This is a genomic window from Gluconacetobacter azotocaptans (assembly GCF_014174355.1).
GTDB classification, from domain to species: Bacteria; Pseudomonadota; Alphaproteobacteria; order Acetobacterales; family Acetobacteraceae; genus Gluconacetobacter; species Gluconacetobacter azotocaptans.
Genome location: NZ_JABEQF010000023.1, coordinates 1 through 14,769 on the forward strand (window position 1 = coordinate 1; position 14,769 = coordinate 14,769).

Here is a 14,769-nt window from a genome sequence, read left to right on the forward strand (position 1 = left end):
CACCGACAGGTTCCGCAGGTCCGCCGGGCACGATACCCGGTCCAGCAGCGGAAAACGACCGTGCGTCGGAACCGTTCCCGCCTGCTGCTGCCCCTCTGACTTCTGCTCGGTACGACCGGTCACGACGCCGGTGGGGCCGGTGGGGAGGGTAGGGTTCGGTTGATCCATGACGACGACGTCCATTGTGGTTTGCCGGGATATCGCCCGGGGGCGGGCGCATCCTGGTCCGGTTTGTATGTGACGTTTCCCGAGCCGGACACTCGTAACGCCCCTGGGTCTGTTACAGTTCAGGATTTACTCCCGCGGCGGAAGCAAAGACAGACTCTCCCTGACAGGTGTGGTGATTAGGGCACAGTGCACGCGATGGGAATTGAGTATAAGACCCGAGTTGTCCTATACCCCCCGGAACGGGATCGCGTGGCGTAACATGTCCGCAACCTCGATATGTCTTTCGCGCACGGCTTGGGGCCGCCGGGGTTGTTAACTGCCGTACGGGCGTGTCCATAATAGGGCCACTTGATTTGAAGAAGGCCGGCGATCGCGCCGGCGCAGGAGCAGAGGTTTCATGGCCGTTCCTATTATGCAGGCTGTCAGGGTTGGTGCTTACGTCGTGAAGCAGCACGTGACAGGCCGGAAGCGTTACCCGCTTGTGCTGATGCTCGAACCGTTGTTCAGGTGTAACTTGGCCTGCGCGGGATGCGGCAAGATCGATTATCCGGCGCAGATCCTGAACCAGCGCATGAGCGTGCAGGAATGCCTCGACGCGGATACCGAGGCCGGCGCCCCCGTCATCGCCGTCGCGGGGGGCGAGCCCCTGCTGCACAAGGAAATGCCGGAGATCGTCCGGGGCCTGATCGCGCGCAAGAAGTACGTCTATCTCTGCACGAACGCCCTTCTTCTGGAAAAGAAGATGGACGATTACGAACCCTCGCCCTTCTTCTCGTGGGACGTGCATCTGGACGGCGACCAGGACATGCACGATGCCTCGGTCTGCCAGGATGGCGTGTACGAACGCGCCGTGGCCGCGATCAAGAAGGCCAAGGCCCGCGGCTTTCGCCTGTCGATCAACTGCACGGTGTTCGACGGTACCGACCCCAAGCGCCTCGCTGCCTTCTTCGACGAGGTCATGGCCATGGGCGTGGACGGCATCATGACCGCGCCGGGCTATGCCTACGAGCGCGCGCCCGACCAGGCACACTTCCTGAACCGCCAGAAGACCAAGCAGCTGTTCCGCGACGTCTTCCGTCTGGGCAAGGGCAAGAAATGGCGCTTCACGCAATCGCCGCTGTTCCTGAACTTCCTTGCGGGGAACGAGCAATATCATTGCACGCCGTGGGGCAAGCCTCTGCGCAACGTCTTCGGGTGGCAGCGTCCGTGCTACCTGCTCGGCGAAGGGTATGCCAAGACCTTCAACGAGCTGATGGAAGACACGAAGTGGGATGATTACGGCACCGGCAACTATGAAAAATGCGCCGACTGCATGGTCCATTCCGGGTACGAATCGACGGCGGTGATGGATGCGGTGCGCCGTCCGTGGCACATCGCCAAGGTCGCCCTGTTCGGGCCGGAGACCGAGAAGCCGATGGCGCCCGAGATCTCGCTGGCCAACCAGCGTCCGGCCGAATACGTCTTCACCCAGCATGTCGATGCGCGCATGGCCGAACTCGCGGCCGCCAAGAAGCCGGCCAAGCCGCCCCGCGTCACGGTCGTCGATGCCGCCCCGGCGGTCGAGGCCGCGGATGCCGCGGACTGAAGACCGGCCCGCAAGGACGGATGACTGATGGAATGGCGGGACCTAGTTCCCGCCATTTTCATGTCTGCCTCCATCCTGGGATTCGTCCTGGGGCATTCCTTCCGGGTGGATTTGCGCCGGGGGCGCGTTGATCTAGGATCGCGGCCATCATGATCGTGCCGTTTCTCGTCATTCTCTTTCTTGTCATCCTCAATGGCGTGTTCGCCATGGGGGAACTGGCGCTGATCTCGGCGCGGCCCGCGCGCCTGGCGGTACTGCAGCGCAAGGGGGTCAAGGGCGCCGAGCGGGCGTTGCGCCTGGCCGGAGATCCGCAGAGCTTCCTGCCCACGGTGCAGGTCGGCATCACCTTGGTGTCGATCCTGGAAGGCACGTTCGGCGGCACCCGGATCGAGGCGTACCTGACGCCGTGGCTGGCCCGTTTCGTCCTGCTGCGCCCGTTCGCCGCCGAGCTGTCGATGGCGGTGGTGGTCGTGGCGATCACTTCGCTGATGCTGGTGCTGGGCGAACTGGTGCCCAAGCAGCTCGCGCTGCGCCATCCTGAAACCATCGCGGCGCGTCTGTCCCTGCCGCTGGAGGGGCTGGCCCTGCTGACCCGCCCGGTGGTCTGGCTGCTGGGCCACTCCTCGGGGCTGGTCCTGCGGCTGATGGGCGTGGGCGCGATGACGCGCGAGGCCCTGACCGAGGAAGAGCTGAAGGCCTATATCGCCGAGGGCGCGCAGTCCGGCGTGCTGGAGCAGGAGGAGCGCAACATGATCGAGCGCCTGCTGCGGCTGGCCGACCGGCCGGTGCGCGCCATCATGACCCCGCGCAACGAACTGTTCTGGATCGAGCGGCGGGCCAGCCGCGAGGAACTGCGCCGCATACTGCGCACCACGGCCCACACGCGCATCGTGGTGTGCGACGGCGGGGTCGACAATCCGGTCGGCGTCATTCTGGCCAAGGACATGCTGGACCGCATGCTGGACGGCAAGCCGGTCTCGATCGAATCGGGCCTGCGCAAGCCGGTGGTGGTGCCGGATACGATCTCGGCCTTCGACATGGTCGAACGGATGCGGTCGGTTTCCATGGGTATCGCGCTGGTGCTGGACGAGTACGGGTCGTTCGAGGGGATCGTCACCGCATCGGACCTGTTCGCCGCCATCGTGGGCGAACATCACGAACCCGGCAGCACGCCCAAGCGACTGCTGATGCAGGAGGACGTGCTGATCCTGGACGGTTTCATGCCCGCCGACGAGGTCAAGGACCGCCTGGGTCTGGCGGACCTGCCGCAGGAAGGCAGCTACCACACACTGGGCGGGCTGATCCTGGCCCTGCTGCGCCGGGTGCCGGCGGCGGGCGACAAGGTCGTGTTCTCGGGCTGGCTGTTCGAGGTCATGGAAACCGAACAGCGTCGGGTGGTGAAGGTGCGGGCCAGTCGCCAAATCCTGGCCGAAAACTGAAAATCCGGCTGGAGACGCTGTTTGCCGGCGATCCGACGCGCTTTTCCTGCGCGTCGATGCTCACGGCCCACAAGGCCGCTCCGCTTCGATGCTCGGAAAAACACGCCGGGCGCGCCGCGTTGCGGCGCTCTCGCTCGGCAAACAGCGTCTCCAGCCGGATTTTAGGCGGCTTCAGGGGGGGCTCCGCGCGCCACTGAAGCCGGTGGCCCCCGGCCGTCGACCGGAGGGATCAGTGCAGGGTGTGGAAATGATGTCCGGCCAGGTCGCGTTCGGCGGCGAAGGCCGGCCATTCGCCGTGGGCCAGGGTGTCCAGCGACGGGGTGGGCAGGCCCAGCCGGTCGGCATAGATCCACAGAAAGGTGAAGGCGCGGTGGACGTAGTCCCGCGTTTCCGGGTTGGGCAGGCTCTCGATGAACAGCAGCGGGTCGTCGCCGCAATCGTTCAGGGCATCCTGGCGCGAGATGGCCGACGGCCCGGCATTGTAGCTGGCCAGCATGCGGATCATGTCGCCACCCGGCGCCCGCCGGCCGGCAGCGTGCTGTTCGGTCAGGTGCGCCAGGTAGAGGACGTAGAGCTGCCCGATTTCCAGGTTCAGGGCCGGGTCATGCAGCAGCGCCGGGGCGGCTGCATATTGTCGTGCGCGTCCGGTCACGAATCCGGCGGTCACCGGCATGATCTGCAACAGCCCGTGGGCGCCGGCCCCGGAGACCGCGCCGCTGTCGAAATTCGATTCCAGCCGCGTCAGCGCATAGACCAGCGCCGGATCGATCCTGAAGCCGTGGCTGGGGGCAAGACGGGGCGTGGGGAAGCGGGCCTGCGTGGTCGGCGGAGTTGCGCCGCGCGCCAGCAGCAGGGCCGACAACTGGTCGGACAGGCCCTTCAGCCCGGCGGCGTCGGCCACGAGCTGGATCGAACGGCACAGCGCCGCGTCCCCTTGCACGTCGGGCCACAGGCGGCGCAGGGCAGCCTCCGCCCGTCCGGTTTCGCCGACCTGCAGCAGGGCGAAGGCCCTGCGGCCCGCCGGCGTGGCGGCCACGGCTTCGACGTCGATTTCGCTCAACACCGGCGCGCCGGCCACCAGCAGCGTCCGGTCGGCGGCCAGCGTCGCGCCGTCGGGCAGGTGGCCCTCGGTGGCGGCGGGCCGGGGACGCTGGCCCAGCATCTGGGCCGCCAACAGGCCGTAGAACGTGTGGGGCGCGGCTGCGGCACGGTGCAGCCACGGCCGGAAGGCCGCGATGTCGCCGGTGTCGCGGTGCGCCCGCGCGGCCCAGAAGGCGGCGCCGGCACGGATGCTGGCCGGAGTCAGTTCGGCGCGCGACGCGGCCTCGAACAGCGATTCGGCGATGTCGGGCCGCCCCCGCCGCCAGGCCGCGAGGCCGGCGACATATCCCGCCAGGCCGATCCGGCCGGCGGACTGGGTGAAGGCGTCCTGCCCGGTGCGCAGGGCGAAGGCGGTTTCGCCCGCGCTGAACATCGCCATGGCGACCTCGGCGCGCAGCTGCGCCGCATACAGGTCGCTCATGCCCGGGGTGATCTTGATCAGGTGCAGGGCGCTGCGCGCGCCTTTCAGCCCTTGTACGGCGCGCTCGTGGACCGTGCGGTCCAGCAGGGCGTTGCGGATGAAGGCGCGGCTGGCCGGGTCGTCTTCCTCGGGCGCGCGGCTGGGCGCCGCCTCGGCGCCGGCGGCCAGGGCCATCGGGGCCGGGGGGGGCGGAACGCTGCCGCGCGGCGACAGGCCGGCCAGCAACGCATGGATCGCCGGGGCGTCGGCCAGGGTGGAAAATGTCCGCAGCCACAGGCGCAACTGGCCCTGCGTCGGATGGTAGGCGGGGTTCAGGTAGCGGTCGGCCAGGATATCGGCCAGCAGGGTATCGTCGGGCAGCGATGCGGTCTCGCGGATCGCGGCGTCGAACGCCCCGGCACGTTGCAGGCCGAAGATCCGGCGAACGCGGCGTGCGACATCGGGGGGCAGCGGTTGGGCCAGCCCGACCGCCCCGCCGCCCTGGGGGGCGATCCGTGGCATGGCCAGGGCCGTTTCCTCGTTCCGCTCGCCCGGACCGGACGGGCTTCCGTCGGGGGGCTGGGCGTTGGCGCTCTGGCTACGCAGCGGAACCATCGCTGCGCCTGCCAGAAATGCGGCGCCGGCCAGGAAGGCCCGAACCGCGAACTGGGGGGGGGTATGTGTTGTCCCTCGCATGGTCGGGGGGCGTCTAAGGGGTTATCGGGGGAAACGCAACCCTTATGATCGCGCGCCTGGAAATACGCACGCAGAACAGTTGGGTAAACGGCGGTAAAAAGGGGCTTATCCGTATCGGTTCCGCCGGGTGAATAAATCGTGTGTTGTGATGGTATGGCCACAGTTTGAACACGGTTCGCGCCATGTTCGCATCTTACTGTTTCATTTATGTATCCGCGTCCGCATCCAATGTTGTGCGCAGCAACAAAAGGTCTTTCCACGCGTCGCGCCGGGCGGCGGGGCTGGCCCCCAATTGCGAGGGATGGCGCATCGGCAGGACGGGCAGGGGCGAGGATCGGCCGGGGAGGGTGATGTCGCGCCAACGGCCCCGCAGCCGGGCGATTCCGCCCTGTTCGCCGGTCAGCAGGCGGGCCGGCATGTTGCCCATCAGGATCACCCGCCGCGGCGCGGCCAGCGCGATCAGGCGATGCAGAAACGGTTCGCAGATTCGCAGTTCGGCGGGCGAGGGTGGGCGCTCGCCAGGGGGGCGCCACGGAATGACCGGGGCCAGCAGCAGGTCGTCGCGCCGCAGCCCGATGCTGGCCAGCATGCGGTCCAGCATTTGTCCCGTCGGCCCGGCGAAGGGAGTGCCGCCCCGGTCTTCGGTCGCGTCGGGTGGCTCGCCGATCAGCATCAGGCCGGACCCGGCCCGGCCCGCGGGCGCGATGGTATGGGTGGCGGTCTCGCGCAGGGCGCAGCCATCGAACGCGGTCATGGCGGCGTGCAGGTCGGCGATCGACGATGCGGCCTCGGCCGCCTGGCGGGCGCGCAGGACCGCGCGGTCGATCAGCGTCAGGCCGTCCTCCGGCCCCGTCGGCCCGCCAGGTGGGGCGGCCCGGGCGGGGGAAGCCTGGCGCGTGGGCGGGGCCGCGTCCCGGGGCGGGGAGAGAGGGCGCGCCGGCGGCGGCGGGGCGGCGGCCAGGCGATCGGTGGGATCGTCGTCCAGCGCGGCATCCGCCCCCCAGTCCACGTAAAGGCGCAGCAGGGCGAGGGCATCCATCATCCGGTCGGTGCGGCCTTGTCCTAAAAACGAGTACGGCCGGCGGGGCGTGGGATCCACCGGCAGGGTTTGGCAGTTTACCCGACGCGGGGTAGGGTTCGCCATCATGCAGTGTTTCCGCGTCGTGTGCACGTCCGTGCTTGCCGTCACCGTTTCAATGGCCGCGTGCCTGCCGCACGGCAGGGCCCAGGCGGCGCCGTTCGCCCCGACCGACGCCGTGCACGCGGGGGGGGCGCAGCCCCCGGGTCTGGCGGGGGCCGTGCTGGTCGCGACCGTCGCGGCCCTGGAAGGCGATAACCGCACCGCCGGGCAGGCCTTCGGTGACGCCGCGCGGCTCGACCCGTCGCGCCCGAACCTGCTGCGCCAGGCTTTCCTCTACAGTGCCCTGGCCGGCGACGGCACGGCCAGCCAACTGGCCGCCCAGTTGCCGGGGCAGGCCATGGCCGAACTGGTGATGGGCGACGATGCGGTCCTGGCCGGCCGGTGGGCCGAGGCAAAGGCCCATTACGGGCGCGCGCCGCAGGATGCGATGCTGGCCATGTTGCGGCCGTTGCTCGAGGCCTGGAGCCTGGCGGGCGATGGGCAGGTCGACGCGGCGCTGTCCGTCCTGGCCCCCTGGACCGGCGCGCATGCGACCGGGGAGGGCGGCCTGGGTGGCTATTACGCGATCCATGCCGCGCTGATCGCCGAGGCAGCGGGGCAGCGGCAGCGTGCCGACGCGCTTTATCGCACCGCCCTGGCCCTGTCGCCGGGGCATGATGTGTTCACGACCCGCGCCCTGGGCCACTGGCTGGTGGGGCAGGGGCGCCGGGACGAGGCCGTCCGGTTGGCCGACAGGCTGATCGACGCCCTGCCGGGCCTGTCCCTGGCGCGCGACGGCATCGTCGCGTCATTCGGCCGCCCGCCCGCCACGACACCGCGACAGGGGTTGGCGCAGGCCTATTTCTTTCTGTCCGCGCTGATCGGCCAGGAAGCGGCGCGTCTGGCCGATCCGTCGGGGCGGCCGGTCCGTGAGGAGGGGATGCGCGACGTCCAGATGCTGCTGCTGCGGTTCGCGCTGGCGCTGGATCACGGTTTCGGACAGGGGCGGCTGATGCTGTCGTCTTTGCAGTCCGATGCCGGGCAGCCGGCCCTGGCCCGCGACACGATCGACCAGGCGGCACCCGACGACCCGCTTTCGACCATCATCCGGTTGCAGCAGGCGCGTCTGGATGCCGCGACCGACCATTCGGCCGACGCGCAGCAGATCCTGACACGCCTGGCGCGCGAATATCCCGATCAGCCGCAGATCTGGCAGATGCTGGGCAATCTGTATTCCGGACGGCAGGACTGGAATGCCGCGATTGCCGCGTTCGACCGGGCCGTCGCCGTTTCGGGCCATCTGGCCGGGGACGGCTGGACGCTGCTGTTTGAACGCGCCGTCGCCTACGACCGGTCGGGCCGGTGGCCGCAGGCCCAGGCCGATCTGCAGCGCGCGCTGGACCTGGCCCCCAATGAGGCCATGCTACTGAATTATCTGGGCTATTCTCTGGTCGAGCGGAGCCAGGATTTGCCGAAGGCCGAGGCGCTGCTGCGCCGGGCGGTGGCGATCGCGCCCGGCGACGCGGCGATTCGCGACAGTCTGGGCTGGGCGCTGGTGCGGCAGGGGCGCATCGCCGACGGGCTGGGGCTTCTGGAAGGCGCGGCCGAGCAGACGCCCGAGGACCCGGCGGTGAATTATCATCTGGGGGTCGCATACTGGCAGTCGGGCCGCCCGCGCGAGGCGGTCAGCCAGTGGCACATGGCCGAATTGCTGCCCGGCGAGGCGTCGGACGCGCAAAAGATCCGTGCCGCCCTTGCCGATGCCGCCCGATCCGGCCACGAAGAGCCGCCGCCCGGTCAGCAGATCGGCCAGAAGAAGGACTGACCCTCGTCGTGACCGCAATCCTGCATGAATCCGCCCATGCGAAAATCAACCTGCATCTGCATGTGACGGGACGGCGTCCGGATGGCTACCATCTGCTGGACAGCCTGGCGGTCTTCGCGGGGGCGGCGGACCATCTGGCCGTGCACCCGGCCGAGGGCATCCCCGGATCGGTGATGCTGGAGATCACGGGGCCGTTCGGCGCCGGGCTGGTCGCCGAGTCGGACAGCAATCTGATCCTGCGGGCCGCCCGCCTGCTGCGTGCCACCGCCGATGCGGACGTGCCGGCGCGCCTGCCTCCCTTGCGGATCGTTCTGGACAAGAGGCTTCCGGTCGCCTCGGGGATCGGGGGCGGGTCGGCCGACGCGGCGGCGGCGCTGCGCCTGCTGTTGCGCGCCTGGCCCGAAGTGCGCGTGTCCCGCGCGCGGCTGATGGAACTGGCGGCGGAACTGGGCGCGGACGTGCCGGTTTGCGTCGATCAGGTCGCCGCCCGGATGGGGGGCGTGGGCGAGGTGCTGGAAGCCGCGCCGGACTTGCCGGCCTGCGGCATGATGCTGGTCAATTGCGGCGAGGCGGTACCGACCCCGGCGGTCTTCCGGTCGCGCGCGCCGGTCTTCCACCCGGCCGCCGCTCTGCCGGCCGGCTGGGCGGACGTGGGTGCCATGGTGCGGGACCTGTCGGCCCTGACGAACGATCTGGAGGACGCGGCCTGCGCCATCTGCCCCACGATTCGCACGGTGTTGCAGGTGCTGGCGGCGGCGCCGGGCTGCCGGCTGGCGCGGATGAGCGGCTCTGGCGCGACCTGCTTCGCCCTGTTCGACAGCGCGCAGGCGGCACGCGATGCGCGGGTCGCGGTCGAACGGCCCGGCTGGTGGGTCTGGGCCGGGGGCCTGCGCGGCGAGGAATGTGGCGCACAGACAGGGGGTACGGTCGGCCGGGCGGTATGATATCGTTCTCCTGACCCCCGTGCACCGATCTCCGTGGCACGAGGACGAAGAGGCCCAATCGCATGAGTGCTCGAATGCAGGTCGGCTTGTCCGACGATCGCCGCACCGCGACCCTGACCTTCCTGGACGGCAGCGGCCTGGACGGGACGATTGCGCTTTCGCTGGACCAGATGACGCAATTGATCGCCAGCCTGGGGGTGGTGCGGGCCGCGATGGTCGAACACGATCCCCCGCCGCCGATCGAAGGCGTGCCCGTGACGCCGGTGTTCCGCACCAACTGGGCGGTGCAGCCCGAGGCGCTGACCGAAGGCTCGCTGATCGCGTTCCAGCATCCGGCCTATGGCCCGGTGGGGCTGGCGCTGTGCCCGGCGGATGCGCGCCGGGTGGTCCAGGCGCTGACCCGCCACCAGGGCATGGTGCACTCCCGTCGCGATCCGGCCAGCAAGCCGAACTGATATCAGCTTCGCTTCATTGAAGCCTGGCGTCCCGGGGTCTTTGGCCTTTGGCGGGGGGCGTCTATGACGCAACGCCCCGGCGGCGCAGGGCGGACAGGATTGCCCCAACGCCGGCCAGCAGCAGAGTGGCGCCGATCGCGGTGCGGATCGTCGTCGTCACCAGCGGCGGCATGGTCTTGCGGCTGATCATGTCGAACCGGCCATGGGCGGCATAGGCCCCCTGGACCGGTGCGAACAGGCTGTCCGGCGCGTCGGCCTCGGCGGCATTCTTTTCCAGTTGCGCCTTATAGGCGTGGGTCGACAGCCGCCGGTCCCGCAGCGTCGGGGCGAACAGTCCCGCCAGCCAGCCGGCGATCCCCGACAGCCCCACCCACACGTCGCGGTGGCGTCCGAAGGCGGCGCGGCTGATGGCCTCGGCCGCGATTTCGGGTTCGTAGACCGGGCCCGACGGGCGCAGCAGTTTGCCCGTATGGTTGCGCGTCCACGAAAAGCGCGGCGTGTTGATGGCCGGCAGATGCACCAGGGCGACATGAATGCGGTCGCCGTCATGCAGGATCTCGGGCCGCAGGCTTTCGGTGAAGGCGCGGATCGCCGCCCGGGCGCCGCTTTCGATCGAGCGCAGCGGACGGGGCAGCGCCAGCGCGTCGAGATTGACCACCGTGCCGTAGCCCCGGCGTCGCATCCGGACCAGCGCCGTCTGCGTGCCGTAGACGGTGCCCAGATAGGTAACCTCGGTCGCGCGGCGGATCTCGTCGGCGGGCAGGGCGATCAGTTGCCCGGTCACGCTGGCGCCCGCGCAATTCACCCACAGGGTAATGGGGCCCAGGGTCGCCTCGATCTCGTCCGCCGCGCGTTCGATGGCGTCGGGGTCGGCCACGTCGGCGCAGATGACGGCCGTGCGGATATGCAGGCCGGCCAGTTCGGCCGCCGCGTCGTCCAGCCGCGCGCGGTCACGGCCGATCAGGGCGACGTCGCATCCGGCGCGGGCGAGCGTCCGGGCGGTGGCCCGGCCGATGCCGGCCCCGGCTCCGGTAACGACGGCGACCTGTTTTGGCATTGGCGAAGGCTCCGCGATGACTCGGGCGGCGGCCGCCCGAAATGCTCTGTGACCCGACCGTGTTTGCGCCGGAAGCCGCCGCTTCGCAAGGTGCGGCGGCGTGTTTGGCGCGCCGGGACGATTCGGGGCCTTCAGAGATATTTGAGAGCCAGGACGCCGCCGACCAGTGTCACGCCGAAGACCGAGGCGACCAGCGTCAGGCGGCGTTCGATGAAGCTCTGGATCGGCGCGCCATAGAGCCGCAGCAGGCCGGCGATCAGGAAGAAGCGCGCGCCCCGCGTGATCAGGCAGGCCACGACGAAGGGCAGGATCGGGAAATGGGCGGCGCCGCTGGCGATGGTGACGATCTTGAAGGGAATCGGCGTCAGGCCCTTGATGAGGATGATCCAGACGCCCCACTCGCGAAACCGGTCCTGCATGGCGGCGAGGCTGGCCTCGGCATGGTAGAAATGCACGATCGGCATCGCGGCGTACTGCAGCAGGAACGCCCCGATATACCAGCCCAGTATCCCGCCGCAGACGCTGGCCAGGGTGCAGGTGGCCGCCAGCCGCCAGGCCTGGTCCCGGCGCGACAGCACCATGGGGACCAGCAGCACGTCGGGCGGCAGGGGAAAGACGCTGGCCTCGGCGAAGGCGATGATGGCCAGCCACAGCCCCGCCCGGGGGCCGGCCGCCAGTTTGAGGACACGGGTATAGAGACGGTCGAGCATGGCGGGGCTACCGGATCGGAGGTCAGGGGAGCAGAGGCTGCGCGAAAAGCGGCCTCGCACGCAACGTCATTCGCCGCCCCGACCGGCAACTGCCGGGTCAACACACCAGCGTGATCGTCGCGCGCAGGCCATGTGGCGTGCGGTTGCCCAGGCGGATGTCCCCGCCCAGCCCCCAGATAATGTTGCGCGTGATGGCCAGCCCCAGCCCGGTTCCGCCGGTTTCGCGGTTGCGGCTGCTCTCGGCGCGGACGAAGGGTTCGAACATCCGTTCCAGATCCTCGGGCGGCAGGCCGGGGCCGTCGTCCTCGATCAGGATGGTCACGATTTCCTCGTCCGTCGCCGCCCCCGTGCCGCTGGTGCCCCCCGGGCGGGGCGGTTGCAGGGTGATGCGCACCCCGCCGCCGTAGTTGATCGCGTTCTGCACCAGATTGTTCAGCGCGCGCTTCAACGCCACGGGCCGCGCATGGATCGTTACGGTGGGGGGCTCCTCGGCGAAGCCGATGGCGTCGGCGAGGTCGGGATGGGTTTCCGCCGCTTCGTCCAGGACGGTCTGCAGCAGTGCCGTCAGGTCCAGCCGTCCCATCGGTTCGCGCCGCGACGTGTCGCGGCCGAAGGACAGGGTCGCGGCAACCATCGATTCCAGCTCGTCCAGGTCGGACAGGAACTTGCCCCGCAGTTCGTCGTCGTCGATGAATTCCGAGCGCAGCTTCAGCCGCGTGATCGGGGTGCGCAGATCATGCCCGATCGCCGTCAGCAGCAGGGTGCGATCGGTCAGGAACCGCCGGATGCGGCTGGCCATGGTGTTGAAGGCCCGCCCCGCCTGCGCGATTTCCAGCGGCCCGTCCTCGGGCATCGGCGGGGCATTGACATCGCGACCCAGGGCCTCGGCGGCGGCGGCCAGGGTGCCGACAGGCGCGATCAGGCGCCGCACGCCCCAGACGATCAGAATACTTCCGGCCACCGTCATCAGGACGAAGGCCGTCGGGAAGGTCGGCGAACGGAACGGGTTGGGCGGCGGGGGGACGAAATGGATGGTCAGCCATCGTGTCTCGTCGGGCAGCAGGAAGGCCACCGCGCGGCGAGGCGAATGGCGGTCGGGCTGGAACATGATGTGGCGGGGGCGCAGATGCGGCGGCAACGGCGGCAGATTGTCCGTCGGGTGCATCAGCACCATCCGCGTCATCCGGTCCATCCGGTCCATGCCCGGCGGGCCGGGGGGGCCGCCCACCGCGTGGTCGACCATGTCCGGGTCCGGCCCCGGGGTCAGGGTGGCATGGAAACTCGGCGGCAGGTGCAGCGCCTCCAGTTCGCTCTGGCGATCGGCGGGCGGCGTCTCGACGATCGAGCGGTAGATCATGCCGACGCGGTTCTGGGCCTCCTGCTCGACCATGCGGCGGTCGAAATCGATCCGGTCCAGCGCGTGGATGGTCAGGCCGATGGCCTCGATGATACCCAGGCCGACGATCAGCAGCAGGCTGGTCCGCGCCGCCAGCGACCGGGGCCGCAGCCTGGCGGCAATCCGGCGCGCCAGACCGTGCCCGGGCGCCCGGGGGGCGTCGGGGGCGCCGCCTGCCGCCGACGCCCGCACGGCGTCAGTTCCGTTCGACATCGCAGGCCAGGACGTATCCGCCGCCGCGTACCGTCTTGATCAACTGGGCGTTGCGGCCGTTATCTTCCAGCTTGCGGCGCAGTCTGCTGATCGCGACGTCGATCGCGCGGTCGAACGGCCCCGCCTGCCGCCCGCGCAGCAGGTCGAACAGCATGTCGCGCGTCAGCACCCGGTTCGCGCGGTCCAGCAGGGCCATCAGCAGATCATATTCGCCGCCGGTCAGCGGGACCTCGGTGCCCTCGGGGTTCAGCAGCCGCCGCCGCGTCGGTTCCAGCGTCCAGCCGGCAAAATGCAGGTTGCGCTGCTCGCCGGAGTGCGGGTCCGCCCCATCCCCGCTGCGGCGCATCACGGCGCGGATGCGCGCCAGCAGTTCGCGCGGGTTGAACGGCTTGGGCACGTAATCGTCGGCCCCCAGTTCCAGGCCGATGATGCGGTCGGTCTCCTCGCCCATCGCGGTCAGCATGATGATCGGCACGTTGGCCTGCGACCGCAGCCAGCGCGCCAGTTCCAGGCCGCTTTCCCCCGGCAGCATCAGGTCCAGCACCACGATCTGGTAATGTCCGCCCAGCCACGCCTTGCGTGTTTCGCGCCCGTCGCGGGCGGTGGTTACGCGGAACTGGTTGCGCTCCAGGAAACGGGCCAGAAGGTCACGGATTTCACGGTCGTCATCGACGACAAGGATATGCGGCAGGGGGTCCATGACCCCATCCTACCGTCAAAACGTCCGGGTCACATCAGGTGTTTCATTCGGTTGCAATCGGTCGCCCGGCTGCCCTTTGCGTCGCCGCGGGGGGCCGAAAAAAACACGCGCCGGCGTGTCGAAGCCTGTGACAGGACGGCCCGGTTCGTGCACAGGATGGGACATGGAACATCCTTCTCTGTCCCCGGCCGGGTCCCAGTCCGGCCGTTCCGTACGCATGGCGGCCGCCTGGAGCGGCGTGCTGCCCCTCGTGTTGCTGCCGTTCCTGGTGCTGCCCGGAATCGGCCATGCGGCGGAGCCGGCCGGCCCCACCGTCCTGCCGGGGGCCGGAAGCATGATACCGGGCAATCCGGCGGTCGACATGCCGACGGGCGACGAACCTGAACTGGCCGGGCCGCCCACGCCCATGGCGCCCCCCGCGCCGCAGGCCGGCCCTGCGGCCAAGACGACGGTGTCCAGCCGCCATCTGGGCAGCCTGATCGACCGCGATGTCGTGGCGCCCGACGGCAGCCATGTCGGGCAGGCCATCGACGTGCTGCTGGACCACGACGGGCATCCCGCCGCCGTGGTCGTGGATGTCGGCGGCTTCCTGGGCGTGGGCAACCGCCGCATCGCCATCGCGTGGGACCAGTTCAACCTGGCCGGCATGACCGAGAAAAGCCCCGTGACCTTGCGGATCGGCGCGGCCGAGGTCCGGTCCGCGCCGGCCTATGACGCCTCGTCGATGGACGTGACGGTGGTGCATGGCGCGCCGCCTCCGCCGCCCGCCCCGCCGCCCGTGGCGCCCGAGCCCGAGGTCCCGCCCGTTCCGGTCGAGATGCCGCTGCCCCCGCCGCCCGCGGCGATGCCGCCGTCCCCGCCCGCGCTGCCCGATTCGTCCAGCCGCGGCGGCACGTCGTCCACTACGCGGCCGCCCGCCGCACGCTCGGGGCAGATGGTGCGATGATGCTGCCGTGCTTG

Annotated in this window: 12 protein-coding genes; 6 read left to right on the forward strand and 6 right to left on the reverse strand. The window is 69.8% G+C overall.

Going from position 1 to position 14,769, the window contains the following annotated elements:
• Positions 1-565: 565 nt before the first annotated feature.
• The gene (gene hpnH, locus HLH34_RS17880; protein ID WP_183120920.1) at positions 566-1,753 is read left to right on the forward strand and encodes an adenosyl-hopene transferase HpnH; all 1,188 of its coding nucleotides are present in this window, start codon (positions 566-568) and stop codon (positions 1,751-1,753) included.
• Between the two features lie 149 nt (positions 1,754-1,902).
• The gene (locus HLH34_RS17885) at positions 1,903-3,192 is read left to right on the forward strand and encodes a hemolysin family protein (protein WP_183120921.1); all 1,290 of its coding nucleotides are present in this window, start codon (positions 1,903-1,905) and stop codon (positions 3,190-3,192) included.
• 229 nt (positions 3,193-3,421) lie between these two features.
• Here HLH34_RS17885 and HLH34_RS17890 read toward each other — a convergent pair whose 3' ends face one another.
• Positions 3,422-5,389, reverse strand: coding sequence for a lytic transglycosylase domain-containing protein (locus tag HLH34_RS17890; protein WP_183120922.1), 1,968 nt, complete (start codon positions 5,387-5,389; stop codon positions 3,422-3,424).
• A 205-nt stretch (positions 5,390-5,594) separates the two neighbouring features.
• Positions 5,595-6,431, reverse strand: a complete 837-nt coding sequence (locus HLH34_RS17895; RefSeq protein ID WP_244960036.1) for a uracil-DNA glycosylase — start codon at positions 6,429-6,431, stop codon at positions 5,595-5,597.
• 103 nt (positions 6,432-6,534) lie between these two features.
• Between HLH34_RS17895 and HLH34_RS17900 the strand changes: the two genes are divergently transcribed.
• From HLH34_RS17900 to HLH34_RS17910, 3 genes are all read left to right on the forward strand, one after another.
• A complete protein-coding gene (locus HLH34_RS17900) occupies positions 6,535-8,334 on the forward strand; it encodes a tetratricopeptide repeat protein (RefSeq protein WP_183120924.1) in 1,800 nt (599 codons plus the stop codon).
• An 8-nt stretch (positions 8,335-8,342) separates the two neighbouring features.
• A complete protein-coding gene (locus HLH34_RS17905; RefSeq protein WP_264784223.1) occupies positions 8,343-9,278 on the forward strand; it encodes a 4-(cytidine 5'-diphospho)-2-C-methyl-D-erythritol kinase in 936 nt (311 codons plus the stop codon).
• A gap of 62 nt (positions 9,279-9,340) precedes the next feature.
• A complete protein-coding gene (locus HLH34_RS17910) occupies positions 9,341-9,733 on the forward strand; it encodes a hypothetical protein (RefSeq protein WP_183120925.1) in 393 nt (130 codons plus the stop codon).
• Between the two features lie 61 nt (positions 9,734-9,794).
• Here the strand turns inward: HLH34_RS17910 and HLH34_RS17915 are convergent, their stop codons facing one another.
• The 4 genes from HLH34_RS17915 to HLH34_RS17930 form a co-directional block, all read right to left on the reverse strand.
• Positions 9,795-10,790, reverse strand: a complete 996-nt coding sequence (locus tag HLH34_RS17915) for an SDR family oxidoreductase (protein ID WP_183120926.1) — start codon at positions 10,788-10,790, stop codon at positions 9,795-9,797.
• A gap of 131 nt (positions 10,791-10,921) precedes the next feature.
• Positions 10,922-11,500 carry a YqaA family protein gene (locus HLH34_RS17920; RefSeq protein ID WP_183120927.1) on the reverse strand — a complete coding sequence of 193 codons (579 nt, stop codon included), beginning with the start codon at positions 11,498-11,500 and terminating at the stop codon, positions 10,922-10,924.
• 97 nt (positions 11,501-11,597) lie between these two features.
• Positions 11,598-13,109 (reverse strand): ATP-binding protein, encoded by a 1,512-nt coding sequence (locus tag HLH34_RS17925; protein WP_183120928.1) that lies wholly within the window; start codon positions 13,107-13,109, stop codon positions 11,598-11,600.
• A complete protein-coding gene (locus HLH34_RS17930; protein WP_183120929.1) occupies positions 13,093-13,809 on the reverse strand; it encodes a response regulator in 717 nt (238 codons plus the stop codon). The genes HLH34_RS17925 and HLH34_RS17930 overlap by 17 nt, the downstream gene beginning before the upstream one ends.
• Before the next feature lie 163 nt (positions 13,810-13,972).
• On the opposite strand from HLH34_RS17930, the gene HLH34_RS17935 reads away from it, so the two are divergent.
• Positions 13,973-14,755 carry a PRC-barrel domain-containing protein gene (locus tag HLH34_RS17935; protein WP_183120930.1) on the forward strand — a complete coding sequence of 261 codons (783 nt, stop codon included), beginning with the start codon at positions 13,973-13,975 and terminating at the stop codon, positions 14,753-14,755.
• Positions 14,756-14,769 lie beyond the last annotated feature (14 nt).